This is a genomic window from Streptomyces sp. NPDC006385 (assembly GCF_040612485.1).
GTDB lineage: Bacteria > Actinomycetota > Actinomycetes > Streptomycetales > Streptomycetaceae > Streptomyces.
Window position 1 is genome coordinate 49,520 of the sequence record NZ_JBEXQG010000034.1, and the last position, 25,541, is coordinate 75,060.

Consider the following 25,541-nt stretch of genomic DNA (forward strand, 5'->3'; position numbering starts at 1 on the left):
TGGGACAGGCCCCCTCAGGCACGGAAGAAGGCTGAAGTCGGACATGAACGCAGACGGACGTACCAGGCTCAACCGGACGCCCCAGTGGACCGCGCTGGCCAAGCATCGCGAGGAGCTGGGCGAGGTCGAGTTGCGGGACCTGTTCGCCGCCGACCCCGATCGCGGCGCGGGGTACACGCTGCGGGTCGGCGACCTGCACATCGACTACTCCAAGCACCTGGTCACCGACGAGACGCTGCGGCTGCTGCGCGAGCTGGCCGCCGCCACGGACGTGTTCGGGCTGCGGGACGCCATGTTCCGCGGCGAGAAGATCAACACCACCGAGAACCGCGCCGTGCTGCACACCGCGCTGCGCGCGCCGCGCGACGCGGTGATCGAGGTCGACGCGGAGAACGTCGTCCCCGGTGTGCACGCCGTCCTCGACAAGATGGCCGACTTCGCCGAGCGGGTCCGCTCCGGCGCCTGGACCGGCCACACCGGCAAGCGCATCCGCAACGTCGTCAACGTCGGCATCGGCGGCTCCGACCTCGGCCCGGCGATGGCCTATGAGGTGCTGCGCAGCTACACCGACCGCGACCTCACCGTCCGCTTCGTGTCGAACGTCGACGGTGCCGACCTGCACGAGGCCACCCGCGACCTGGACGCGGCCGAGACACTGTTCGTCATCGCCTCCAAGACCTTCACCACGATCGAGACGATCACCAACGCCACCTCGGCGCGCAACTGGCTGCTGCGCGAGCTGAAGGCGGGCCCGGAAGCGGTCGCCAAGCACTTCGTCGCCCTGTCGACGAACGCCGAGAAGGTGACGGACTTCGGCATCGACCCGGCGAACATGTTCGAGTTCTGGGACTGGGTCGGCGGACGGTACTCCTACGACTCGGCGATCGGGCTGTCCCTGATGACCGCCATCGGCCCGGACCGCTTCCGGGAGATGCTCGACGGCTTCCGCCTCGTCGACGAGCACTTCCGCACCGCGCCCGCCGAGTCCAACGTGCCGCTGCTGCTCGGCCTGCTGGGCATCTGGTACGGCAACTTCCACGACGCCCAGTCGCACGCGGTGCTGCCGTACAGCCACTACCTGTCGAAGTTCACGGCGTATCTCCAGCAGCTGGACATGGAGTCCAACGGCAAGAACGTCGGCCGGGACGGGCAGGAGGTCGACTGGCAGACCGGGCCGATCGTGTGGGGCACGCCGGGCACCAACGGGCAGCACGCGTACTACCAGATGATCCACCAGGGCACCAAGCTGATCCCGGCGGACTTCATCGGGTTCGCCGAGCCGGTCGCCGAGATGAGCGACGAACTCAAGGCGCAGCACGACCTGTTGATGGCGAACTTCTTCGCCCAGACGCAGGCGCTGGCCTTCGGCAAGACGCCCGACGAGGTGCGTGCCGAGGGGGTGCCGGAGGAACTGGTGACCCACAAGACGTTCAAGGGCAACCACCCGACGACCACGATCCTCGCGCGCGAGCTGACCCCGTCGGTGCTGGGCCAGCTGATCGCGCTGTACGAGCACAAGGTGTTCGTGCAGGGCGCGGTGTGGAACATCGACTCCTTCGACCAGTGGGGCGTGGAACTCGGCAAGGTCCTCGCCAAGCGCGTCGAGCCCGCGCTGACCGAAGGCGCCGACGTGCCGGGTCTCGACGCGTCGACGAAGGCGCTCGTCGCCAAGTACCGGGAGCTGCGCGGGCGGAGGTGACGGGCGGTGCGGGGCAGCGGGCGGCGCGTGGCCGTCCGCTGCCCGTAAACACCCCAGGTGCGCTCAAGTTGCTGCTGCTTGGGCACCGCCGCCGCGCAACCCGCGGTGGCCCCGCGGGCGTCGGTCAGGTCACCGCGGTCAACGTGTCCGCGAGTCGGCGGCGGGCCGCGCGGGATGCCGGGACGGTGGCGAGGGCGGCCGCGCCGAGGACCGCGGCCATGCCGAACAGGAGCAGGAACGCGGTGGACGGACCCTGGGCGATCCCGGCGCCGATGCCGCTCCATCTGCCCTGGGCGTCGATCAGCCAGTTCGCGAGCGGTGCGCCCAGCGCAGTGCCGATGCCGACCGCGGCCAGGGCGGTGCAGGCGGTGGACGTGACGGTGATCGCGGTGATCTGCCGTGGGGACAGACCGATGGCCTTGAGGGCCAGCAGGTCACGCTCGCTGTCGCGGACGGTGCCGCCGATCGCGGTCAGCAGTTCGATGAGGCCGATGAGGGCCAGCACGGCGATCAGGCCCACGACGACTCCGCGCAGCGGCGAGAGGCCCTCGGCCGGGTTCGGCGCGGCGTTCACGTCCAGGTGCCCGCGCCCGGCCTCGGTCAGCCGGTCGGCGACCCGGTTCGGGTCCGCGCCCGGGTGGAGCCGCAGTTCGTAGAGGGTGGGGCCGAGGCCCGGGTCGTTCTCGCGGAGGGTGTCGAGGGAAGTGGAGATGACCCGGCCGGCGTTCTCCGGCTCGATGCTGCGGCCCACGATGTGCAGGATCTGCGGCTGGTCGCCGACGGTCATCCGCACCCAGTCGCCGACCCGCACGTCCAGCAGATCGAGCAGCCCCTGCCCGGCCACCGCCTCGTCGCGACCTTGGGCGGGGCGGCCTTCGGCCAGGGCGTACGGGTAGGGCTCCTGGCGGGTGCCGAGGCCGCGCAGGGCGATCGTGGCCGTCTGGCCGGGGACCAGGGCGGCCACCTCCACGCCCGGGTAGGCGGCGGCGACCTGCGGGTCGCGTTCCAGCACCGCGCGGGTGTCGCGGTCGGTCAGGCCGGAGTCGGCGTGGACGGTCAGGGCGGTCGGCAGGCCGATCTGCTCGGGTCTCGAGTCGAAGCGGTCGATCGTGGTCCACGCGCTCATCGCGACCACGATCAGCAGCAGCGGCAGCGTGAGCCGGGCGACCGTCGCCAGCGACCGCGGACGGCGCGTGAACGCCCGGTGCCAGCCGAGCACCAGCGCGGGCGGCAGCCGTAGCCCCAGCGCCCGCCGGGCCACCTCCGACAGCCGCCCGCCGAGCGGAGCCGCCGGCCGGGGCACCGGCACGGGCGGCACGCGTCCGGCCCGCCACGCCGCGAGCCCCGTGGTCGCGCCGATGAACAGCACCGCCCCCACCGGCACCACGACCAGCGCCACGGTGTGCCCGGGCAGCCCCTGCCACACTCCGACCGTGTCCCCGAGCCGCCCCGGGATCCGGCGGCCGAGGACCTGGACGAGGGCCGCCGCGGCCACGGCGCCCAGCAGCGCGTAAGCGAGGTGCTGGAGCAGGAAGACACGGACCACCTGGCCCGGCGTGAAACCGATCGCCTTCAGCACCGAGATGTCCCGCAGATGACCGCGGATCCGGGTGCCGATCGCCCCGTGCACGGCGAGCCCGGCGGCGACCAGCGCGCCCAGCCCGAACAGGCCCAGCACCTGCCCGAGCAGCCGGTTGTCGCCCTGCGCCTCGGCGCGGGCCTGCTTCCAGGTGGACACCTCGCCGACCGCTCCGGCGCCCAGCACGGTCACGGCGCGCTGGACGGCGTAGTCCGTGTCGTCGGGATCCGTCAGGCGCAGCCCGATCACCTGCCCGCCCGGGTCGCGCACGGCCGACGGCTGCGCCCAGACGAGCCCCGGTCGCTCGCCGGGCCGGTAGCGGGGCTCCGCGCTGTCGGCGACGCCGAGGACGGTCACGGTCCGGCCGGTGCCGGGCAGGGCGAGGGTGTCGCCGGGCGCGGCCAGGAGGGCACGGGCCAGCCGGGTCTCCAGGACGACGCCGTCGGGGTTCGCCGGGTCCAGCCAGTGGCCGGCGGTGAGGAGCGGGCGGCCGACGGCGGGGCGGTCAGGTGTGCCGCGCAGTTCGACGGAGGCGCGGGTGCCCTGGGAGGCGAGGGTGGTGGCGGCGGTCGGGTAGGGGCCCGCGACGGACTCGACGCCGTCGAGTGCACGGAGTTTTCCGGTGTCGGCCGCGGAGCCGGTGTGCAGCCAGACGTGCGCGCCGTGGGCCTGGGTGAAGACACGCTGCCAGGGGTTGGTGGCGTAGCCGAAGAGGGCCGTGGCCAGCAGCAGGGAGACGACGATCCCGGCCGTGGCGAGCACGAGGAACAGGGCCTCGCCGCGGTGCGTGCGCAGATCGGAGTGCGCCCAGCGCAGGGTGGCTCGCACGGGCCTCAGCCCCTCGGCCCGAGTGCCGGGCGGTCGTCGTGGAGCCGCATGTCAGTCCTTGAGCTCCAGCACACCCGAGATGCCGGGCCGGCGCGGCGGCGGGCCGGCGTCCAGTTCGGCGTCGTCGGCTATGCGGCCGTCGAAGAAGCTGATCACCCGGTCCGCGGCGCTGGCGAGCCGTGCGTCATGGGTGACCAGCACGATGGTCTGGCCGCGCTGGTGGAAGCGGGACAGCAGGCGCATCACCTCGCGGGTGCCCTTGCTGTCCAGGCTGCCGGCGGGCTCGTCGGCCAGCAGCAGGGGCGGCCGGTTCACCAGGGCCCGGGCCAGCGCGACGCGCTGCTGCTCGCCGCCGGACAGCTCGCCCGGCATGCTCCGCTCCTTGCCCGTGAGCCCCAGCTCGCCCAGCAGTTCCGTCCGCTCGGCGCGGGCCCGCTTCGGCGGGACGCCGGCCAGCAGGGCGGGCAGCTCGACGTTGTCGGCGACGGAGAGGTCGGAGACCAGGTTGAAGAACTGGAAGACGATCCCGATGCGCTTCCTGCGCTCCACCGCCCAGCGGGCCTCGCTCCACGCGTCGGCGCATTCGCCGTCCAGCCAGATGCTGCCGCGGTCGGGTCGCTGGAGTCCGCCGAGCAGATGCAGCAGGGTCGACTTGCCGGCCCCGGACGGACCGGTGACGGCCACGAACTCGCCCCGCCGGACGGAAAGACCGACTCCCCGCACGGCATGCGCCGGAGCGCCCTCGCCGTAATGCGTCTTGACCAGCCCCTCGGCGCGCAGCACAGGGCTCTCGGCGCGCAGCACAGGGCTCTCGGCGCGCGGCACAGGAGTGGAATCGTCGCTCACTCCAGCTCCTCCAGCTCTTCCTGGCACCGCTCCAGCCAGTCGAGGTCGGCCTGCAGATGCAGCATCGCGCCCTCGATCAGCAGATGGGCGACGCGGTTGTCCCGGTCCTCGGCGGCGGCGAGCTTCGACAGGTGACGCATGGTGTTCAGATACTGACGCCGCTGTTTGTTGATCAGGGCGACTTGGTCGGCGAGACCGGTCTGCGGGGCGAGGGCCAGTTTCATGAAGAACTCGTCCCGCACCCGCGGCTCGTCCTCGGGCTCCTCGAACCAGGCGCGCAGTGCCTCGCGCCCGGCTTCGGTGAGGTGGTAGACCTTCTTGTTGGGTCGGCTGGACTGCTCCACGTCCTCGCCCTCGATCAGTCCCGATTTCTCGAGGCGGCCGAGGGTCACATAGATCTGGCCGACGTTCGGCTGAGGGTACGCGGAGCCCAGCGTCTGCTCAAGGTCCTGCTTGAGCTCGTACCCGTGGGCCGGTCCGCGTGCCAGCAGCGCCAGGAGGGGCAGCCGCACTCGCGCTCTCCTCCTCGCATCCGGTCAATCTGCCGAGGGACCTAGTATCGCGCATACCTAACAGGTATACATGGCCTCTGACTCCGGGCGAAGGTGCTTGGGGCCGGTGTGCAAGGAGGAACCTATGCGGTGGATCCACGCCGCTGGTAGGGGCCTTCTCGTCCTTGTCGTGATCGTGACCGGCTACGTCGCCTCCGGCGTCGGCTCCGGTGCGGGCCCCGCGGACGGCAGGGGGCCCTTGACCCTCGCCACCGCCGGCGATCTCACCGGCTATCTCGGCTCCGTCCTGGAAGGCTGGAACCGCACCCACCCCGGCGAGAAGGTCACCCTCGTCGAGCTGCCCGACTCCGCCGACGAGACCCGGGCGCAGATGGCCACCGACCTGCGCGGCGGTGACCGCAGCCGCTTCGACGTCCTCAACATCGACGTCAGCTGGACCTCGGAGTTCGCCGCGCAGGGCTGGATACGCCCGCTGGCCCGCGACCGCTTCCCGCTGGACACCTTCCTGCCCAGGGTCGTGGACACGGCGACCTACGACGGACAGCTGTACGCGGTGCCGTACGTCACCAACGCCGGACTGCTGCTCTACCGCAAGGACATCCTCGCCAAGGAGGGCGTCGACCCACCGCGCACCTGGTCCGAACTGGAACGGGCGGCGAGGACGATCGCGCCCAAGTACGGCCTCGACGGCTACGCGGGCCAGTTCCTGCCGTACGAGGGCCTCACCGTCAACGCCGCCGAGGCCGTCTACTCGGCGGGCGGCACGATCCTCGGCGACGAGGGCGAGCGCGTCACCGTGAACTCGACGGCCGCCCGTGAGGGCATCGGCTTCCTCGCCCGTGGCGTGCGCGAGGGCTGGATCCCGAAGCAGGCGCTGACGTACAAGGAGGAGGAGTCCAAGCGGGCCTTCCAGGACGGACGCCTGCTTTTCCTCCGCAACTGGCCGTACGCCTATGCCGTGGCGTCGGCCAAGGGCTCACCGGTGGCCGGGAAGATCGGCGCCGTACCGCTGCCGGGTCCGCGGGGGCCCGGGGTGAGTGTGCTGGGCGGCTCCAACCTGGCCGTCAGCAGCCACGCCCGGCACCCCGACTCGGCCGCCCGGCTGATCGCGTACCTGACCAGCGAGCGGGTCCAGCGCCAGGTGCTCACGCGGGGCGCGCTGCCGCCCGTGCGGGCCGACCTCTACGAAGATCCGGACCTGGTGCGGGAGTTCCCGTATCTGCCGACCCTGCGCGAGAGCGTGCGGGCGGCCGCTCCGCGTCCCAAGAGCCCGCGCTACGACCAGGTGAGCCTGGTGGTGCAGGCGGTCGCGCATGACGCGATGACCGGGCGCCAGACGCCTGTGGCAGCCGTGCGGCGACTGGCGCGGGAGCTCGACGCCATTTCCTCTCGCTAGTTACTTGTTAGGTAACGCCCAGGTCTCTTCTGGGATCCTCTTGGGTTATTAAGTCCTGATATAAAGCCCTAACCCCTCGGTAGCTTGCGTCCAGTTCATTGACACTCTCGCGACATGCCTACTTAACATGCATGCATAACTGCTGCCCTCCTCAGAGACAGGTCAATGGGTTGAACAGGCACCCTTGGTGGCGTGACGCCGTGATCTACCAGGTGTACGTCCGCAGCTTCCTCGACAGCACCGGCGACGGTGTCGGCGATCTCGCCGGCGTCCGGGCCGGGCTGCCGTACCTGAAGAAGCTCGGGGTCGACGGGATCTGGCTGAGCCCCTTCTATCCCTCGCCGCAGCACGACCACGGCTACGACGTGGCCGACTACTGCGACGTCGACCCGCTTTTCGGCGACCTCGACGAGTTCGACCTGCTGGTGGGGGCCGCGCGGCGGCTCGGCATCAAGGTGCTGCTCGACATCGTCCCGAACCACTGCTCCAGCGAGCACCCGTGGTTCCGCCAGGCGCTGGCGGACGGTCCCGGCAGCGCGGCCCGCGCCCGCTTCCACTTCGCCGACGGCCGGGGCGCGGACGGGTCCGAGCCGCCCAACAACTGGCACTCCATGTTCGGCGGCCCCGCCTGGAGCCGGGTCACCGAGGCGGACGGGCGGCCCGGCCAGTGGTACCTGCACATGTTCGCGCCCGAGCAGCCCGACTGGAACTGGCGCGACCCCGAGGTCGGCGCCGAGTTCGACCGCATCCTGCGCTTCTGGCTGGACCGGGGCATCGACGGCTTCCGCATCGACGTCGCCGCCGGCCTCTTCAAGCACCCGGAGCTGCCCGACTCGGACGACCCCGAGGCCGACGCCCGCACCCGCGACTCGGTCAACCCGCTCGCCTGGAACCAGCCCGAGGTGCACGACGTATGGCGCCAGTGGCGCTCCATATGCGAGGAGTACACCGCCCGCGACGGCCGGGAACGCCTGCTCGTCGGCGAGGTGTCCGTCCCGACCGCGCGCGAACACGCCCTGTACGTCCGCCCGGACGAACTCCACCAGGCATTCTTCTTCGACTTGCTCAGCGCCCCCTGGGAGGCCGACGCCTTCCGCAAGGTCATCTCCGAGGCCATGCAGGACATCGCCGGCACGGGCTCGACGGTCACCTGGGTCCTCAACAACCACGACCAGGTCCGCACCGTCACCCGCTACGGCGAACCCGCCACCGAGGGCAGCGGCCCAGGGGCTGCGTCGGAAGTGGCGCCTGCCGGGCGACGCCTGGCACGCTCCCCCACTGCCCTAAAGGCGTGGGAGGTGCCCCCACTCGCCGCACCGGGCGAAAGCCCAAGTACGTCCAGTACAAGGACTTCCGCCCGGCACGCCGAGAGCACGCTCCCCCACCCTCGAACCGAGCTTCGCACGGCTCGGGCGGGAGGTACCCCCACGACGCCGCCCGGCCCGCCCTTCGGGCGGACGACGCCACTTCCGACGCAGCCCCTGGGCGCCGCCCGCGCCCGCGCCGCCGCGCTGCTGATGCTGGCGCTGCCCGGAGCCGCGTACATCTACCAGGGCGAGGAACTGGGCCTGCCCGAGGTCGTCGACCTGCCCGACGACGTGCTCACCGACCCGATCTTCCGCCGCACCGGCAGCCGCGCCCGCATCCGCGACGGCTGCCGGGTGCCGCTGCCCTGGTCGGGGCAGGCGTCGCCGTTCGGCTTCACCTCCGGCGTGGCGGGCGTCAAGCCGTGGCTGCCGCAGCCGGAGTACTTCGCCGAGTACGCCACCGACCGCGCCCTCGCCGACACCCGCTCCTTCTGGCACCTGTACCGCGACGGCCTGCAACTGCGCGACGCGCTGCCCCAGTTGGGCGAGGGCACGCTGCGCTGGCTGGACAGCCCGCCCGGCGTCCTGACCTTCGTCCGCGGTGACGGCCTCGTCTGCGCCGTCAACTTCGGTACGGCACCGACGCCGGCGCCGGCCTCCGGCGCCCCGCTGCTGGCCAGCGGCCCCTGCCCGGCCGGAGTGCTGCCCGGTTCGACGGCGGCCTGGTGGATGGCCGACGGGGCCGAGTCCTGACGTTCCGTCCCGCCGATCCGGCCCCAGCCCGCCCAGCTCCTGATTTCCCGTCAGTTCCCCATCCCCGAAGGGACATCAACGATGATGCGACGACGTACGACCCTGCTCACCGGCTGCACCGCACTCGTCCTGGCGCTCGGCGCGACCGCCTGTGGCGGCGGACCGGTCTCCGCGGGCGGCGGTGACAAGGCGCTCAGCGGTCAGACGGTCACCGTGGCCGGTGTCTGGTCCGGCACCGAGCAGAAGAACTTCCAGAAGGTGCTGGACGCGTTCAGCGAGAAGACCGGCGCCAAGACGCAGTTCGTGTCCACCGGGGACAACGTCTCCACCGTGGTCGGCAGCAAGATCGAGGGCGGCAACGCCCCCGACGTCGTGATGGTCCCGCAGGTCGGCGTGCTCAAGCAGTTCGCGCGGAAGGGCTGGCTCAAGCCGCTGTCGAAGACCGCGCAGAAGTCCGTGGACGCCAACTTCGCGCCCGTGTGGAAGGACTACGGCAGCGTCGACGGCGCCCTGTACGGCCTCTACTTCAAGGCCGCCCACAAGTCGACCGTCTGGTACAGCCCCGACGCCCTCGCCCAGGCCGGCGTGAAGCCGCCGAAGACGTACGACGACATGCTGAAGGCCGGACGGACCGTCTCCGACTCCGGGCTCGCCGCCTTCTCGGTCGCCGGGCAGGACGGCTGGACCCTCACCGACTGGTTCGAGAACGTCTACCTCTCCCAGGCCGGGCCCGAGAAGTACGACGCCCTCGCCGCGCACGACCTGAAGTGGACCGACGCCTCCGTGGTCGACGCGCTCACCACCCTCGGCAAGCTGTTCAAGGACAAGCAGCTGATCGCGGGCGGCCAGAAGGGGGCCCTCAACACCGACTTCCCGGGCTCGGTCGAGAAGGTGTTCGGACCGAAGCCCGAGGCGGGCATGGTCTACGAGGGCGACTTCGTCGCGGGCGTCGCCAAGGACCAGTTCGGCAGGGCGATAGGCGAGGACGCGAACTTCTTCCCGTTCCCGGCGGTCGGCGGCGGCAAGGCGCCGGTGGTCAGCGGCGGTGACGCGGCCGTCGTCCTCAAGGACGGCGAGAACCAGAAGGCCGGCATGGCGCTCCTGGAGTACCTGGCGACGCCGGAGGCCGCGGCGGTGTGGGCGGAGGCGGGCGGCTTCCTGTCCCCGAACAAGAACGTCGACCTCGCCTCCTACGGTGACGACGTCACCCGCGCGACCGCCAAGTCCCTCGTCGCGGCGGGCGATTCGGTCCGCTTCGACATGTCCGACCAGGCCCCGGCGGCCTTCGGCGGCACCAAGGGCGCGGGCGAGTGGAAGCTCCTGCAGGACTTCCTGCGCGACCCGTCCGACCCGAAGGCGACCGCGGCGAAGCTGGAGGCCGCGGCGGCCAAGGCGTACCAGGGCCAGGGCTGACCGGTCATGACCGCGACACTCGTGAAAGAGGCGAGCCCCGCGCCCGCCGCCGGCGTCGGCAAGGCGCGAGCCCGGCGGACCCGGCGGCGCGGGAAGATCATCGCCCTGGTCTTCGTCTTCCCCGCGCTGCTCCTGCTGGGCGCCCTGGTCGTCTACCCGGTGCTGTTCTCCGTCGGGCGCAGCTTCTTCGACGCCTCCGGCACCCGCTTCGTGGGCGGCGAGAACTACGCCGAGATGTTCCGCGACCCGGCGACGCTCAAGGCCGTCCGCAACACCACGATCTGGGTGGTGGTGGCCCCGGCGCTGCTCACCGGCCTCGGCCTGATCCTGGCCGTGCTGGTGGAGAAGGTCCGCTGGGCCACGGCGTTCAAGCTGCTGCTGTTCATGCCGATGGCGGTGTCCTTCCTCGCCGCCGGCATCATCTTCCGGCTCGCCTACGACGAGGACCCGGACAAGGGCGTGCTGAACGCCGCGGCCGTCTCCGTCCATGACGCGTTCGCGGACTCGTCGACGTATCCGACGGCCCGGGCACGCGACGGGCAGGGGCTGACCAAGGGGACGGACGGCTCGTATCGCCTGAGCGCGAGCGTCTCCCCGGGCGAGGCGGTCACGCTGGGCCTGGTCGGTGTGCTGCCGGACCACCTGCCCGGAGGAGCCGAGCCCGCCTACGCGGCAGCGGGGGCGAAGGCGGGCCCCGGTGAGCTGCGCGGGGTTGTGTACCTCGACTTCACGCCCGGCGGGGGAGGGCGGCAGGGCAAGGTCGACCGGCGGGAGAGCGGGCTGCCGGAGATGACGGTCGAGGCGGTGCGGGCCGGGAAGGCGGTCGCCTCGACGACCACCGCGTCCGACGGGTCCTTCCGCTTCGAGGGGCTGGACGACGGGACGTACACGGTCAAGCTGCCGGCCTCGAACTTCGCCGCGCCCTACGAGGGGATCTCCTGGCTCGGGCCCACGCTCGTCACCCCGGCGATCATCGGGGCGTACCTGTGGATCTGGACCGGGTTCGCGATGGTCCTGATCGGCGCGGGGCTCGCGACGCTGCCGCGGGACGCCCTGGAGGCGGCGCGGATGGACGGCGCGAACGAGTGGCAGATCTTCCGGCGGATCACGGTGCCGCTGCTGGCACCGGTGCTGACGGTCGTGTTCGTCACCCTCGTCATCAACGTGATGAAGGTCTTCGACCTCGTCTACATCATCGCGCCCGGGCCGGTGCAGGAGGACGCGACCGTGCTGGCGACACAGATGTGGCTGGTGTCGTTCGGCGGCGGCAACAACCAGGGGCTCGGCAGCGCGCTCGGTGTCCTGCTTCTGCTGTTGGTCATCCCGGCCATGGTCTTCAACGTCCGCCGCTTCCGAGGGAGTCAGCGATGAACGCGGTCAGGCGCGGGCTGGGCAACGGGGTCGTCCAGGCGCTTCTCGTGGTGGTCGGGCTGGTGTGGATGACGCCGCTGGCCGGACTGTTCCTGTCGTCCCTGCGGTCCGCCGAGGACACGGCGAAGGGCGGCTGGTGGACGGTGTTCACCAGCCCCGGCCAACTGTCCTTCGACAACTACTCGGCGCTGCTGGGCAACGCCGGGATCACGCAGGCATTCTGGAACACCGTGATGATCTCGGTGCCGGCCACCGCGCTGGTGGTGGTCCTCGCGGCGCTCGCCGGGTACGCCTTCGCGTGGCTGGACTTCCCCGGCCGGGAGGCGATCTTCCTGGTCGTGGTGGCGCTGCTGGTGGTGCCCGTGCAGATCGGACTGCTGCCGGTGGCCCAACTCTTCGGTCAGCTCGGGCTGTTCGGCACGATCCCCGGAGTCGTCCTCTTCCACGTGGCGTACGGGCTGCCGTTCGCGGTGTTCCTGCTGCGGAACTACTTCGCCGAGATGCCGAAGGAGATGCTGGAAGCGGCGCGGATGGACGGCGGCGGCGAGTGGCGGATCTTCACGCGGCTGGTGCTTCCGGTGGGCCGCCCGGCGATCGCCTCACTGGCCATCTTCCAGTTCCTGTGGGTGTGGAACGACATGCTGGTGGCGCTGCTGTTCGCCGACAGCGCCTCGCAGCCGCTCACCGTCCAACTCCAGTCGCAAATAAGGCAGTTCGGCAGCAACATCGATGTGCTGGCGCCGGGTGCGTTCGTGTCGCTGGTGGTGCCGGTCGTGGTGTTCTTCGCGTTCCAGCGGCACTTCGTGCAGGGCGTGATGGCCGGGTCGGTGAAGTAGCGCGGGCAGGTGGCGCATGTGCTTCGGGCCCTCGCTTCACCGGGAAGCGAGGGCCCGAAAGGCGTTCAGGCGGAGGCCGGTGGATACAGCGACCTCGGCAACTGGGAGGCCGCCGCCGCGTCCAGCAGCCACAGGGTCCTGGAGCGGCCGTACGCCCCCGCCGCCGGTGCCTGGATCTCGCCCGCGCCCGACAGGGCGATGGCCGCGGCCCGCGCCTTGTCCTCGCCGGCCGCCAGCAGCCACACCTCACGCGCCGCCCGGATCGCCGGCAGCGTCAGGGTCACGCGGGTCGGCGGGGGCTTGGGGGCGCCGTGGACGCCGACGACCGTGCGTTCCGTCTCCCGTACGGCGGGGAGTTCCGGGAAGAGGGACGCCACGTGGGTGTCGGGGCCCACGCCCAGCATCAGGACGTCGAAGGTGGGAACCGCGCCGTGGTTCTCCGGGCCCGCCGCCCTCGCCAGTTCCTCCGCGTACGAGGCGGCCGCCGCGTCCACGTCCGTGCCGAACGGGCCGTCCGACGCGGGCATGGCGTGCACGCGCTTCGGGTCCAGCGGAACCGAGTCCAGCAGGGCCTCGCGCGCCTGGGTGACGTTGCGGTCCGGGTCGCCCTCCGGGAGGAAGCGTTCGTCGCCCCACCAGAGGTCCAGGCGGCCCCAGTCGATGGCGTCCCGTGCGGGGGCCGCCGCCAGCGCGGCCAGCAGGCCGTTGCCGTTGCGGCCGCCCGTGAGGACCACGGAGGCCGAGCCCCGGGACGCCTGCGCGTCCACGATCTTCGTGATCAGCCGGGCCGCCGCGGCCTGTGCCATCAGCTCCTTGTCGTGGTGCACGACCAGTTGCGGAGTGCTCACTTCGCCGCCGCCTTCTTCACCGGTTCCAACGCCGCCGCTTGCTTCGCGGGTGCTTTCGCAGCGGCTTCGACGGGAGTCTCAACCGCTTCTCCTTTGGCCGGCGATCCCTCCTCGGCCTGCGCCTCAGTGGCCTGCGCCTCAGTGGCCTGTGCCTCAGTGGCCTGCGCCTCAGTGGCCTGTGCCTCAGTGGCCTGTGACTCCTGGGCCGACGGCTCCTGGGCCGGCGCCTCATCGGCCTTGGCCACGGCCGCCTCGGCGCCCCGAACCGCCGGAACGGCTCCGGAGTTCAACCGCTCCACCCCGAACCGCAGCGCCGACGCGTACGTGTCGTCCGGGTCGAGCCGCCGCAGCTCCTCCGCGATCAACTCGGCCGTCTCCCGTCGCTTCAGCGCGACCGCACGGTCCGGCTGGCCCTGGATGGAGAGGGTCGCCAGGGAGCCGTCCGCCCGGTCGAGCGCGATGGGGCCGCAGTCGGTGGCCATGCGGACCGCCGTCAGGCCGGGGCCCGACGACAGCGACCGCTTCACGGGGACGTCCAGCCGGTCCGCGAGCCACATCGCCAGCAGCTCACAGCTCGGGTTGAACTCCTCGCCCTCCACCTCGACGGCCTTCACCTCGCAGACCACCTGGTCCAGAGCCGCCGCCAGCATCGAGCGCCACGGCGTGATCCGGGTCCAGGACAGGTCCGTGTCGCCCGGTGTGTAGGTGGCGGCGCGGGCCGACAGGTCCCGCACCGGCTGCTCCGAGGCGTAGGTGTCCGTCACCCGGCGCTGGGCCAGCGCGCCCAGCGGATCGTTCGCCGGGTCGAGAGGCGCGTTGACCGGCCACCAGACCACCACCGGCGCGTCGGGCAGCAGCAGCGGCAGGACGACGGACTGCGCGTGGTCGACCACCTCGCCGTACAGCCGCAGCACCACCGTCTCACCGGTGCCGGCGTCCGCGCCCACCCGCACCTCGGCGTCCAGCCGGGACTGCGTACGGTCGCGGGGCGAGCGCGAGACGCGCTTGATGACGACCAGGGTGCGCGAGGGGTGCTCGTGCGCGGCGTCGTTCGCGGCCTTCAGGGCGTCGTACGCGTTCTCCTCGTCCGTGACGATGACCAGCGTGAGCACCATGCCCACGGCCGGCGTGCCGATGGCCCGGCGGCCCTGCACCAGCGCCTTGTTGATCTTGCTGGCGGTGGTGTCCGTGAGGTCTATCTTCATGGCCGGCGCCAGCTCCGTCCGTCTCGCTCGAGCATTTCGTCCGCCTCGACGGGGCCCCAGGTGCCAGCCGGGTACTGGGCCGGCCTGCCGTGCTGGTCCCAGTACTCCTCGATCGGGTCGAGGATCTTCCAGGACAGCTCGACCTCCTCGGTGCGCGGGAAGAGGTTGGCGTCGCCGAGCAGGACGTCCAGGATCAGGCGCTCGTACGCCTCCGGGCTGGTCTCCGTGAACGACTCGCCGTAGGCGAAGTCCATGGAGACGTCCCGGATCTCCATGGACGTGCCGGGCACCTTCGAACCGAAGCGGACCGTGACGCCCTCGTCGGGCTGGACGCGGATCACGATCGCGTTCTGGCCGAGTTCCTCGGTGGCCGTCGTGTCGAAGGGGGAGTGCGGCGCCCGCTGGAAGACGACCGCGATCTCCGTCACCCGCCGCCCCAGCCGCTTGCCGGTGCGCAGATAGAAGGGGACGCCCGCCCAGCGGCGGTTGTCGATCTCCAGCTTGACCGCGGCGTACGTGTCGGTCTTCGACTTCGGGTCGATGCCCTCCTCCTGGAGGTACCCGACCGCCTTCGCGCCGCCCTGCCAGCCGGCCGCGTACTGCCCGAACACCGTGTCCCGGCCCAGGTCCTTCGGCAGTCGTACCGCGCCGAGCACCTTGGTCTTCTCGGCGGCCAGCGCGTCCGCGTCGAAGGAGGCGGGCTCCTCCATGGCGGTCAGGGCCATGAGCTGGAGCAGGTGGTTCTGAATGACGTCACGGGCGGCGCCGATGCCGTCGTAGTAGCCGGCGCGGCCACCGATGCCGATGTCCTCGGCCATGGTGATCTGCACGTGGTCCACGAAGGACCGGTTCCAGATCGGCTCGAACATCGTGTTCGCGAAGCGCAGCGCCAGGATGTTCTGGACGGTCTCCTTGCCCAGGTAGTGGTCGATGCGGAAGACCTGGTCCGGGGCGAAGACCTCGTGGACGACCTTGTTGAGCTCCTCGGCCGACCTCAGGTCGTGACCGAAGGGCTTCTCGATCACCGCGCGCCGCCACGAGCCGCCGGTCTGGTCGGCCAGGCCGTGCCTCTTGAGCTGCTGGATGACCACCGGGAAGGAGCGCGGCGGCACCGACAGGTAGAAGGCGAAGTTGCCGCCCGTGCCCTGCGCCTTGTCCAGTTCCTCGATGGTGGCGCGCAGCCGCTCGAAGGCGTCGTCGTCGTCGAAGGTGCCCTGCACGAAGCGCATGCCCTGGATGAGCTGCTGCCAGACCTCCTCGCGGAAGGGGGTCCGGGCGTGCTCCTTGACCGCGTCGTGGACCTCCTGGGCGAAGTCCTCGTTGGCCCACTCGCGGCGGGCGAAGCCGACGAGCGAGAAGCCCGGCGGCAGCAGACCCCGGTTGGCGAGGTCGTACACGGCGGGCATCAGCTTTTTACGTGACAAATCGCCCGTAACGCCGAAGATCACCAGGCCCGACGGCCCCGCGATACGCGGGAGCCGTCGGTCGGCGGCGTCACGAAGCGGGTTCGCTTCCGTGACGGTGAAGGGTGGCAAGGGATCAGCCCTCCGAGGGGGCGAGGCGCTGGAGCTCCGCCTCGGTCGACTTCAGCAGGTCGTTCCAGGACGCCTCGAACTTCTCGACGCCCTCGTCCTCCAGCAGCTGCACCACCTCGTCGTACGAGATGCCGAGCTTCTCGACCGCGTCCAGGTCGGCGCGGGCCTGCTCGTAGGTGCCGGCGATGGTGTTGCCGGTGATCTCGCCCTGTTCCTCGGTGGCCTGGAGGGTGGCCTCGGGCATGGTGTTGACCGTGTTCGGCGCGACCAGGTCGTCGACGTACAGGGTCGGCTTGTACGCCGGGTCCTTCACACCGGTCGAGGCCCACAGCGGACGCTGCTTGTTGGCGCCCGCGTTCTCCAGCGCGCTCCAGCGGTCGGAGGAGAAGACCTCCTCGTACGCCTGGTAGGCGAGGCGCGCGTTGGCCACGCCCGCCTTGCCGCGCGCGGCCTTGGCCTCGTCGGTGCCGAGCGCGTCGAGGCGCTTGTCGATCTCGGTGTCCACGCGGGAGACGAAGAAGGACGCCACGGAGCGGATCTGGGACAGGTCCAGGCCGCGCTCCTTGGCCTTCTCCAGACCCGCGAGGTAGGCGTCCATCACCTTGCGGTAGCGCTCCAGCGAGAAGATCAGCGTGACGTTCACGCTGATGCCGAGGCCGATGACCTCGGTGATCGCCGGCAGGCCCGCCTCGGTGGCCGGGATCTTGATGAGGGTGTTGGGCCGGTCGACCAGCCAGGCCAGCTGCTTGGCCTCGGCGACGGTCGAGCGCGTGTTGTGCGCCAGGCGCGGGTCGACCTCGATGGAGACCCGGCCGTCCTGGCCGCCGGTGGCGTCGAAGACCGGGCGCAGGATGTCGGCGGCGTCCCGGACGTCCGCCGTGGTGATCATGCGGATCGCCTCTTCGACGGTGACCTTGCGGGCGGCGAGATCGGCGACCTGCTGGTCGTAGCCGTCACCGCTGCTGATCGCCTTCTGGAAGATCGTCGGGTTGGTGGTGACACCGACGACATGCTGCTGGTCGATCAGCTCGGCGAGGTTGCCGGACGTGATGCGCTGGCGCGACAGGTCGTCCAGCCAGATCGCGACGCCTTCCTCGGAGAGGCGCTTCAGTGCGTCTGTCATGGAAAATCAAACTCCTACGTCTCGTATATGAGCGTCAGCGCCGGGCCGCGGCGAGGCCCGTAGTCGAATCAAGCACAGCCCGCGCGGCGGCGGCCACGTTCTCGGCGGTGAAGCCGTACTCCCGGAAGAGCACCTTGCCGTCGGCCGAAGCACCGAAGTGCTCCAGGGAAACGATGCGACCCGCGTCCCCGACGTACTTGTGCCAGGTGAGACCCACCCCGGCCTCCACCGCGACACGAGCCTTGACGGACGGCGGCAGGACGCTGTCCCGGTACCCCTGGTCCTGCTCCTCGAACCACTCCACCGACGGCATCGACACCACCCGGGTCGGCACCCCGTCGGCCTGGAGCCGCTCGCGCGCCTCGACGGCGACGTGCACCTCGGAACCGGTCGCGATGAGGACGACCTGCGGCTCGCCACCGTCGGCCTCGGCCCTCACGTAACCGCCGCGCGCGGCATCCTCGTCGGGCTCGTACGTCGGCACGCCCTGCCGGGTCAGCGCGAGCCCGTGCGGGGCGCCCTTGCCGAACTCCTTGGTGTACCGCTTGAGGATCTCGCGCCAGGCGATCGCGGTCTCGTTGGCGTCGGCGGGACGCACGATGTTCAGGCCCGGGATGGCGCGCAGGGACGCGAGGTGCTCGATCGGCTGGTGGGTGGGGCCGTCCTCGCCGAGGCCGATCGAGTCGTGCGTCCACACGTAGGTCACCGGCAGGTGCATCAGCGCCGACAGACGCACCGCGTTGCGCATGTAGTCGGAGAACACCAGGAACGTGCCGCCGTAGATCCGCGTGTTGCCGTGCAGGGCGATGCCGTTCATCTGCGCGGCCATGGCGTGCTCGCGGATGCCGAAGTGGATCGTGCGGCCGTACGGGTCCGCCTCCGGCAGCGGGTTGTCCGCCGGGAGGAAAGACGACGTCTTGTCGATGGTGGTGTTGTTGGAGCCGGCCAGGTCGGCCGAGCCGCCCCACAGCTCGGGGATGACGGCGCCCAGCGCCTGGAGCACCTTGCCGGACGCGGCACGCGTGGCGACGCCCTTGCCGGGTTCGAAGACCGGGATCTTCTCCTCCCAGCCGGTGGGCAGCTCACCGGCCGCGATGCGGTCGAACTCGGCGGCGCGCTCGGGGTTGTTGTCCCGCCACTGCTGGAACGACTTCTCCCACACCGCCCGGGCCGCCTGGCCCCGCTCAAGGGCGCCCCGGGTGTGGTTGATGACCTCGTCGGACACCTCGAAGCTCTGCTCCGGGTCGAAGCCGAGGACGCGCTTGGTGGCCGCGACCTCGTCGTCGCCGAGCGCCGAGCCGTGGGCGGCCTCGGTGTTCTGCGCGTTCGGGGCCGGCCAGGCGATGATGGAGCGCATCGCGATGAAGGACGGCTTGTCCGTGACCGCCTTGGCCTTCTGGATCGCGTCGTAGATGGCGGCCGGGTCCAGGTCGCCGTTGGCCTGCGGCTCGACGCGCTGCACATGCCAGCCGTACGCCTCGTACCGCAGAACGGTGTCCTCGGAGACGGCCGTCTCGGTGTCGCCCTCGATCGAGATGTGGTTGTCGTCCCACAGCAGGATGAGGTTGCCGAGCTTCTGGTGACCGGCCATCGAGGACGCCTCGGCGGAGATGCCCTCCTGGAGGCAGCCGTCACCGGCGATGACGTAGACGAAGTGGTCGAAGGGCGAGGTGCCCTCGGGGGCCTCCGGGTCGAACAGGCCGCGCTCGTAGCGGGCGGCCATCGCCATGCCCACCGCGTTCGCGACACCCTGGCCGAGCGGGCCGGTCGTCGTCTCCACACCGGTCGTGTGACCGTACTCGGGGTGGCCGGGGGTCTTCGAACCCCACGTCCTGAAGGCCTTCAGGTCGTCCAGCTCCAGGCCGAAGCCGGCCAGGTACAGCTGGGTGTAGAGAGTCAGGGACGAGTGGCCGGCGGACAGCACGAAGCGGTCGCGCCCGACCCAGTCGGCGTCCGCCGGGTCGTGCCGCATCACCTTCTGAAAGAGGGTGTAGGCGGCAGGCGCCAGGCTCATCGCCGTACCCGGATGGCCGTTGCCGACCTTCTGTACGGCATCGGCGGCCAGGACGCGGGCGGTGTCGACGGCCCGCTGGTCCAACTCGGTCCACTCGAGGTCTGTGGTGGTCGGCTTGGTGCTCACCCTGGGTCAGGGCTCCTCTCCACATGTCACGCATGTATCGAATGCCGGTGCATCGGGCGCCCGGCCGTGGTCGAGCCTACCCCCGTGAGTACGTGCGTCTTTTCGAGTCATTCCAGACTGCCGGGAGAGTCAGGGATCCGCCTCCCCACTGGGCGTGACCGCGTTCGGCAACTGAATACGCAGCCGCTCGTCCGAGTGCTCAACGGTGACGTGCGGGACTCTTCCGAGGGCCCTCCACAACACGAGCCGACCCCCGCGAATGCCCGGGTCTGGGCAACGTCTACAGTGGCGTGGTACGCGCGAGCCTTTACCGGGACTTCACACGGGGAGGCTTGCTGGGATGTCTCTGTCAGGGGTGTGCGTGACGGCCGTTGAATCCCGTCCAGCGGGGATGATCGGGACGAGCCAGAGCCCGAGCCACCGGCCGTTCGGGGCCCGTGTCAAGGCGTTCGTGGCGCTGACGAAGCCGCGGATCATCGAACTGCTGCTGATCACCACCGTTCCGGTGATGTTCCTCGCCGAGCAGGGTGTGCCCGACCTCGGTCTGGTGCTCCTCACCTGCGTCGGCGGCTACCTCTCGGCAGGCGGTGCCAACGCGCTGAACATGTACATCGACCGTGACATCGACGCGCTCATGGACCGCACGTCGCAGCGTCCCCTGGTCACCGGGATGGTCAGCCCGCGCGAGTGCCTCGCCTTCGGCATCACGCTGGCGGTCGTCTCGACCCTGCTGTTCGGCCTCACCGTCAACTGGCTGAGCGCCTGGCTCGCCCTCGGAGCGCTCCTCTTCTACGTCGTCGTCTACACGATGCTCCTCAAGCGCCGTACGTCGCAGAACATCGTGTGGGGCGGCATCGCGGGCTGCATGCCGGTGCTGATCGGCTGGTCCTCGGTCACGAACTCCCTGTCGTGGGCCCCGGTCATCCTCTTCCTCGTCATGTTCTTCTGGACGCCGCCGCACTACTGGCCGCTGTCCATGAAGGTGAGGGAGGACTACGCGCGCGTGGGCGTGCCGATGCTGCCGGTCATCGCCTCCAACAAGGTCGTCGCCAAGCAGATCGTGATCTACAGCTGGGTGATGGTCGCCGTCTCCCTGCTGCTGACGCCGCTGGGCTACACCGGCTGGTTCTACACGCTGGTCGCCCTGGTGGCCGGCGGCTGGTGGCTGTGGGAGGCGCACGCGCTCCAGAACCGCGCGAAGGCGGAGGTGACGGGCGCGAAGCTGAAGGAGATGCGCCTGTTCCACTGGTCGATCACCTACGTCTCGCTGCTGTTCGTGGCGGTGGCGGTGGACCCCTTCCTGCGCTGACGTATGTCACAGGGCCCTGCACTCGCCAGCTGATCTACTCGTGAGTAGCATCCTGGCCATGGCAGACACGCAGCAGGTTGACGCAAGGGCCGAGCGCAAGGTGGCCAAGCTGGCCAAGCAGATCAACTCCTTCGCCAAGTCCCACGGCGGCGCCGAGGCCCAGGTCGCGTACCTCGGGCAGCGCGGCGCCCGCATCGTGCTCGTCGGCGACGACGGTGGCTGGGGCGACCTGGTGGCACCGTCGTACGAGATCGCCGAGAAGGCGGTGGCGAAGGCCGGGGTCACGGCTCATGAGTCGTTCGACGGTGAGTTCGCGGCGAAGGTGAGGACGGGCCCGTACGAGTGGAGCCGCATGGCGGGCATCCAGGTCGGCGGACCGAGCAACGGCTGAGAGTCGCCGGCGTTTTCGCACGGGGCGCGTGACACCAACACCTGAGGCCCGGTTCACCCGTTAGGACCTGTAGGGAGCACACGGTCCAGCAACGGGGAGTCCGGATGATCGAAACGCCGTCCCTCGTGGACCAGTACTGCCACGGCGTACTGAGAACAGAGCTGGGCCTCGGCACCTTCGAGGCCCAGCTGGCCCGCACCGAGGGCCCACCGGCACCCGGCACCACCCTCTTCGACACCCAGACCGGTTTCGCCGTACGCCGCTGGTGCCCCCCGCTGCTCGGCCTGGAACCGCACTGCCCACCCGCCCGCTATCTGGCCCGGCGCCGCGAACTCGGCGTGCTGGAGTCTGGCCGGCGCCTGCTGCGCGGCAGCGGCATCACGACGTATCTGATCGACTCCGGCGTCCCCGGCGACCTCACCGGCCCCGCCGAGCTGGCCTCCGCCGCCTCCGCCGAGGCCCGCGAGATCGTGCGCCTGGAACTGCTCGCCGAACAGGTCGCCGACACCTCCGGCACCGTCGAGTCCTTCCTCGCCAACCTCGCCGAATCGGTGCACGGCGCGGCGGCGAACGCGGTGGCCTTCACGTCCGTGGCGGGCGTACGGCACGGACTGGCGCTCGCGCCCGAACCGCCGGGGCCGGGAGAGGTGCGGGGCGCGGCGGGCCGCTGGCTGGCGGCACGCAGGGTCGGCGGCGAACTGAGCGACCCGGTACTGCTACGGCATCTGCTGTGGATCGCGGTGGCGTCGGGACTGCCCCTCCAACTGCACGCCGGGCTCGGGGAGCCGGGACTGCGCATCGACCGCACGGACCCGGTGCTGCTCACGGACTTCGTGCGCGCCACGGCCGGCCTCGGCACCGACCTGATCCTGCTGCACGGCTATCCGTACCACCGCCACGCCGCCCACCTGGCCGGCGTCTTCCCGCACGTCTACGCCGACTCGGGCGCCGCCCTCATCCGCACCGGCGCCCGGGCCGCGACGATCCTCGCCGAGATCCTGGAGCTGGCCCCCTTCGGCAAGATCCTCTTCTCCAGCGGCGCCCAGGGCCTGCCCGAACTCCACGTGGTGGGCGCCGGCCTTTTCCGCGAGGCCCTCGCCAGGGTGCTCGGCGGCTGGGTCGCCGAGGGGGCGTGGTCGCTGGGGGACGCGCAACGGGTGGCGGGGATGGTGGCCGCGGGCAACGCGAAAAGAGTGTACGGGCTGGACTGAGGGGCTGAGGGGGCTGAGGGGGCTGAAGGGCCGAGGGGGTTTACGGGCTGTGGTGTCCCGCACAGACTGGGCGGATGCCGACCGACGCCTTACTCGACCGCTTCCTTCACGAGCTGATGGCCCTGGACCCCCTCGCCGTCTGGGCGCACGGCTCCCTCGCCGGCGGCGACTACCAGGAGGGCCGCAGCGATCTGGACCTGATCGCCGTACCGGCCGGCCCGCTCACGCCCCGCACCGTCTGGCGGCTGGCGAAGCTCCACGCCCGCCTGCGGGCCGAGCCCCTCGCCGCGCGACTGCACTGCACCTACCTGACGCCGGACACGACGGCTGACCTCGGCCGACGCCACCTCACCTGGGCGCACGAGCGGCTGTTCGAACGGCCGGTCACCCCGGTCACCCGGCGCGAGCTGCACGCCTTCGGACGCGTGCTGCACGGGAAGGCGCCCGCGGGCCTGCTGCCGCAGGTGACGGACCGGGAGCTCGGCGAGTTCGTCGTACGCGACCAGCGGGACTTCTGGCGCCCTGCCGTCGACAACGCCCCGTTGTGGACCCGGGACGTCTGGGTCGACCTCGGGATGATCACCTTCGCGCGGGCGAGCGTCACCCTGCGCGACGGCCGCCTGATCTCCAAGCGTGAGGCCCTGGACCTGCTCCCCGGCCTCGGTGCGCCCGTCGAGGTCGTCGACGACATCCGCGCGCGCCGCTACGACGGCGCCGCGCCGCCCACCGAGGAGTGGGCGGCGCGCAGGGCCGGACTGACGCGGGGCTACCTGGGACCGGCGATCGACGCGCTCGTGGCCTCGTCGTACGGCTGAAGGGGCAGGTCCGGCACCGACTCCGCGGCCCGTTCCCGCAGCGCCAGCAGCACCCGCAGCACCGCGATCCACGTCACGGCCGAGCCGAACATGTGCAGGCCGACCAGGATCTCCGGAAGGTCCGTGAAGTACTGGACGTAGCCGATGGCGCCCTGGGCGAGGAGGATCAGGAAGAGGTCGCGGGTGCGGTTCAGAGGGCCCTTCGGGGCGTCGACCGCCTTGAGGACGAACCACAGGGCGAACGTCAGCGTGACCACGATCCACGCCAGTACGGCGTGCAGCTTGGTCACGTTCTCCCAGTCGACCGGCATCCGCTCGACCTCGCTGGAGTCGCCCGCGTGCGGGCCCGCGCCGGTCACCACCGTGCCGACCAGGATGAGCAGCACCGAGGCCCCGACCAGGAACCACACCAGTTGCCGCACCGCCTTGCCGACCAGCGGACGGGGTTCCGAGTCGCCCTCGCGGGTGCGCTGCCACATCACCGTGGCGACCGCGATCAGGGCGGACGTCGCCACGAAGTGGGCCGCGACCGTGTACGGGTTGAGGCCGACCAGGACGACGATGCCGCCGAGCACCGCGTTGCTCATGACGATCCAGAACTGCGCCCACCCCAGCCGGGTCAGGCTGCGCCGGTACGGCTTCTCCGAGCGCGCCGCGATGATGGCCCAGCCGACGGCGGCGCACAGCACGTACGTCAGCATGCGGTTGCCGAACTCGATGAAGCCGTGGAGGCCCATCTCGCGGGTGGCGGTCAGCGAGTCGTCGGTGCACTTGGGCCAGGTCGGGCAGCCGAGCCCTGACCCGGTGAGTCGGACCGCACCGCCGGTGACCACGATGACCACCGACATCACGATCGCGGCGAGAGCCGCCCGCTGGACCGTCCTCGGGGTCGGGGTCCAGCGTGCGGCGATGAAGGCGAGGGGGTTGCGCACGGCCGCCACGGCGTCGGCGCGGGTCAGGTTTGGCACGCGCTCCATCGTAGGCGGCCGCTTGTGCACGCTTTCACGAGGGTCCCCCGGGAAGGTGTCTGGGCGGCCTCGCGTACTCCTGTCAGGCGGACGAGGGGTCGCGGGAACCGGGGTCCCAGCTGCCCCAGGCGGGCCCGGACCCCGGCGCTGCCGGCCACGTAGGGATGGTCCGGACCCATGACGGCGGCAGCCATCCGCCGGGCATGCCTCAAGCGCTCGTACGACTGCTCCAGCCCGCCCGTGTCGCGGTGCAGTCGGCCCAGCCGGATCAGCGTGCCGACCGCGTCGGGGTGGTCGCCGTGCCGGCCGCGGATCCGCAGGGCGTGCAGCAGGGCCGTACGCGCTTCTTCGGTGCGCCCGAGTCGGCGCAGCGCCTCGCCGAGGTGGTCGTCGACGTCGCCGATATCGGGGTGGTCCTCGTCGTACGCCGGCAGGAGCAGGGCACGGGCGCCAGTGGACGTCGCCCAGGACCATGAGGCAGTCCGCCGTGTTCGGGTCCTGTGTGCCGTAGGCCACCGTGGAAACGGCCAGCGCCCGCCGGGCGGTGTTCTCGGCGGCCGTCAGCTGCCACTGCTCGCGCTGGATCCGGCCGCGAAGTCCCCGGCATCCCTCACCTCTGCCCGTCACGGCGGGAGCCGCACGTCACTCCGCGCCGCTCCTGCGTCCTTCCAGGTCACTCCCAGCGGAAGGACTTCCCCTCCCAGGTCACTCCCAGCGGAAGAACTTCCCCGCGGCTCCCAGCCCCACGACCGCCCACCCGGCCAGAATCCCCAGGTCGCCCCAGGGCATCCCGGCCCCGTGCTGGAGCACGTCGCGCAGCCCGTCCGACAGGGCCGAGATCGGCAGCAGGCCGAGGACGTCCTGGGCGCCGGACGGGAACTTGTCCAGCGGCACGATGACCCCGCCGCCGACGAGCAGCAGCAGGAAGACCAGGTTGGCGGCGGCCAGGGTGGCCTCGGCCTTGAGGGTGCCGGCCATCAGCAGGCCCAGACCCGAGAAGGCGGCCGTCCCCAGGACCAGCAGGAGGACGACGGCTGCCGGGTTGCCGTGCGGCGACCAGCCGAGTGCGAAGGCGATCACCGTCAGCAGGAGGATCTGCAGGACCTCCGTGACCAGCACGGACGCCGTCTTCGCCGTCATCAGCGCCCAGCGGGGCAGCGGCGAGGAGGCCAGCCGCTTCAGCACGCCGTACCGGCGCTCGAAGCCCGTGGCGATCGCCTGCCCCGTGAACGCCGTCGACATCACGGCGAGCGCGAGGATGCCGGGGGTCAGGAAGTCGACGGCCTCGCCGGCGCCGGTGTCGACGATGTCGACCGAACTGAACAGCACCAGCAGCAGGGTGGGGATCACGACGGTCAGCAGGAGCTGCTCGCCGTTGCGCAGCAGCATCTTCGTCTCGAGCGCCGCCTGGGCCGCGATCATGCGGGGGAGGGGGGCGGCCCCCGGTTGGGGGGTG

General features: G+C 71.1%; 21 protein-coding genes. 10 read left to right on the plus strand and 11 right to left on the minus strand.

Annotated elements, in window-relative coordinates:
- The first annotated feature begins 43 nt into the window (after positions 1–43).
- A complete protein-coding gene (gene pgi, locus ABZ078_RS24635; protein WP_356578454.1) occupies positions 44–1,699 on the plus strand; it encodes a glucose-6-phosphate isomerase in 1,656 nt (551 codons plus the stop codon).
- 124 nt (positions 1,700–1,823) lie between these two features.
- Here the strand turns inward: pgi and ABZ078_RS24640 are convergent, their stop codons facing one another.
- Genes ABZ078_RS24640 through ABZ078_RS24650 form a run of 3 tightly spaced genes read right to left on the minus strand, consistent with a single transcriptional unit; the run spans position 1,824 to position 5,464 of the window.
- On the minus strand, positions 1,824–4,106 hold the full coding sequence (locus ABZ078_RS24640; protein ID WP_356578456.1) for an FtsX-like permease family protein: 2,283 nt from the start codon (positions 4,104–4,106) through the stop codon (positions 1,824–1,826).
- Between the two features lie 51 nt (positions 4,107–4,157).
- The gene (locus ABZ078_RS24645) at positions 4,158–4,910 is read right to left on the minus strand and encodes an ABC transporter ATP-binding protein (protein ID WP_356578525.1); all 753 of its coding nucleotides are present in this window, start codon (positions 4,908–4,910) and stop codon (positions 4,158–4,160) included.
- A gap of 38 nt (positions 4,911–4,948) precedes the next feature.
- Positions 4,949–5,464, minus strand: coding sequence for a PadR family transcriptional regulator (locus ABZ078_RS24650; protein WP_356578458.1), 516 nt, complete (start codon positions 5,462–5,464; stop codon positions 4,949–4,951).
- A 124-nt stretch (positions 5,465–5,588) separates the two neighbouring features.
- On the opposite strand from ABZ078_RS24650, the gene ABZ078_RS24655 reads away from it, so the two are divergent.
- From ABZ078_RS24655 to ABZ078_RS24675, 5 genes are all read left to right on the plus strand, one after another.
- Complete coding sequence (locus tag ABZ078_RS24655; protein ID WP_356578460.1) at positions 5,589–6,860, plus strand: ABC transporter substrate-binding protein; 1,272 nt, start codon at positions 5,589–5,591, stop codon at positions 6,858–6,860.
- A gap of 131 nt (positions 6,861–6,991) precedes the next feature.
- Positions 6,992–8,920: an alpha-amylase family glycosyl hydrolase gene (locus ABZ078_RS24660; RefSeq protein ID WP_356578461.1), complete on the plus strand. Its 1,929-nt coding sequence runs from the start codon at positions 6,992–6,994 to the stop codon at positions 8,918–8,920.
- 81 nt (positions 8,921–9,001) lie between these two features.
- Complete coding sequence (locus ABZ078_RS24665) at positions 9,002–10,333, plus strand: ABC transporter substrate-binding protein (protein WP_356578463.1); 1,332 nt, start codon at positions 9,002–9,004, stop codon at positions 10,331–10,333.
- A gap of 6 nt (positions 10,334–10,339) precedes the next feature.
- Positions 10,340–11,704 (plus strand): ABC transporter permease subunit, encoded by a 1,365-nt coding sequence (locus ABZ078_RS24670; RefSeq protein ID WP_356578465.1) that lies wholly within the window; start codon positions 10,340–10,342, stop codon positions 11,702–11,704.
- Positions 11,701–12,540: a carbohydrate ABC transporter permease gene (locus ABZ078_RS24675; RefSeq protein WP_356578467.1), complete on the plus strand. Its 840-nt coding sequence runs from the start codon at positions 11,701–11,703 to the stop codon at positions 12,538–12,540. Before ABZ078_RS24670 ends, ABZ078_RS24675 begins: the two co-directional genes overlap by 4 nt.
- 65 nt (positions 12,541–12,605) lie before the next feature.
- Here ABZ078_RS24675 and pgl read toward each other — a convergent pair whose 3' ends face one another.
- From pgl to tkt, 5 genes are read right to left on the minus strand one after another with little or no spacing between them, the layout of a single operon-like run.
- Positions 12,606–13,388 (minus strand): 6-phosphogluconolactonase, encoded by a 783-nt coding sequence (gene pgl / locus ABZ078_RS24680; RefSeq protein ID WP_356578469.1) that lies wholly within the window; start codon positions 13,386–13,388, stop codon positions 12,606–12,608.
- Positions 13,385–14,593: a glucose-6-phosphate dehydrogenase assembly protein OpcA gene (opcA, locus tag ABZ078_RS24685; protein WP_356578471.1), complete on the minus strand. Its 1,209-nt coding sequence runs from the start codon at positions 14,591–14,593 to the stop codon at positions 13,385–13,387. The genes pgl and opcA overlap by 4 nt, the downstream gene beginning before the upstream one ends.
- Entirely contained in the window at positions 14,590–16,128 is a 1,539-nt protein-coding gene (zwf, locus tag ABZ078_RS24690; RefSeq protein ID WP_356578472.1) for a glucose-6-phosphate dehydrogenase, read from the minus strand. Before zwf ends, opcA begins: the two co-directional genes overlap by 4 nt.
- Positions 16,129–16,132: 4 nt before the next feature.
- Positions 16,133–17,251 (minus strand): transaldolase, encoded by a 1,119-nt coding sequence (gene tal / locus ABZ078_RS24695; protein ID WP_356578474.1) that lies wholly within the window; start codon positions 17,249–17,251, stop codon positions 16,133–16,135.
- A 34-nt stretch (positions 17,252–17,285) separates the two neighbouring features.
- Complete coding sequence (gene tkt / locus ABZ078_RS24700; RefSeq protein ID WP_356578476.1) at positions 17,286–19,391, minus strand: transketolase; 2,106 nt, start codon at positions 19,389–19,391, stop codon at positions 17,286–17,288.
- Between the two features lie 391 nt (positions 19,392–19,782).
- Between tkt and ABZ078_RS24705 the strand changes: the two genes are divergently transcribed.
- From ABZ078_RS24705 to ABZ078_RS24720, 4 genes are all read left to right on the plus strand, one after another.
- Complete coding sequence (locus ABZ078_RS24705) at positions 19,783–20,700, plus strand: heme o synthase (protein WP_356578478.1); 918 nt, start codon at positions 19,783–19,785, stop codon at positions 20,698–20,700.
- Positions 20,701–20,758: 58 nt separating this feature from the next.
- Positions 20,759–21,091, plus strand: coding sequence for a hypothetical protein (locus ABZ078_RS24710; RefSeq protein WP_356578480.1), 333 nt, complete (start codon positions 20,759–20,761; stop codon positions 21,089–21,091).
- A 104-nt stretch (positions 21,092–21,195) separates the two neighbouring features.
- On the plus strand, positions 21,196–22,302 hold the full coding sequence (locus ABZ078_RS24715; protein WP_356578482.1) for an amidohydrolase family protein: 1,107 nt from the start codon (positions 21,196–21,198) through the stop codon (positions 22,300–22,302).
- A 74-nt stretch (positions 22,303–22,376) separates the two neighbouring features.
- Positions 22,377–23,117, plus strand: a complete 741-nt coding sequence (locus ABZ078_RS24720) for a nucleotidyltransferase (RefSeq protein WP_356578484.1) — start codon at positions 22,377–22,379, stop codon at positions 23,115–23,117.
- Here the strand turns inward: ABZ078_RS24720 and ABZ078_RS24725 are convergent.
- The 3 genes from ABZ078_RS24725 to ABZ078_RS24735 form a co-directional block, all read right to left on the minus strand.
- A complete protein-coding gene (locus ABZ078_RS24725; protein WP_356578486.1) occupies positions 23,069–24,094 on the minus strand; it encodes a COX15/CtaA family protein in 1,026 nt (341 codons plus the stop codon). The genes ABZ078_RS24720 and ABZ078_RS24725 overlap by 49 nt on opposite strands.
- Entirely contained in the window at positions 24,073–24,525 is a 453-nt protein-coding gene (locus ABZ078_RS24730) for a tetratricopeptide repeat protein (protein WP_356578527.1), read from the minus strand. The genes ABZ078_RS24725 and ABZ078_RS24730 overlap by 22 nt, the downstream gene beginning before the upstream one ends.
- 265 nt (positions 24,526–24,790) lie before the next feature.
- Positions 24,791–25,507, minus strand: a complete 717-nt coding sequence (locus ABZ078_RS24735) for an ABC transporter permease (RefSeq protein ID WP_356578529.1) — start codon at positions 25,505–25,507, stop codon at positions 24,791–24,793.
- Positions 25,508–25,541: the final 34 nt, after the last annotated feature.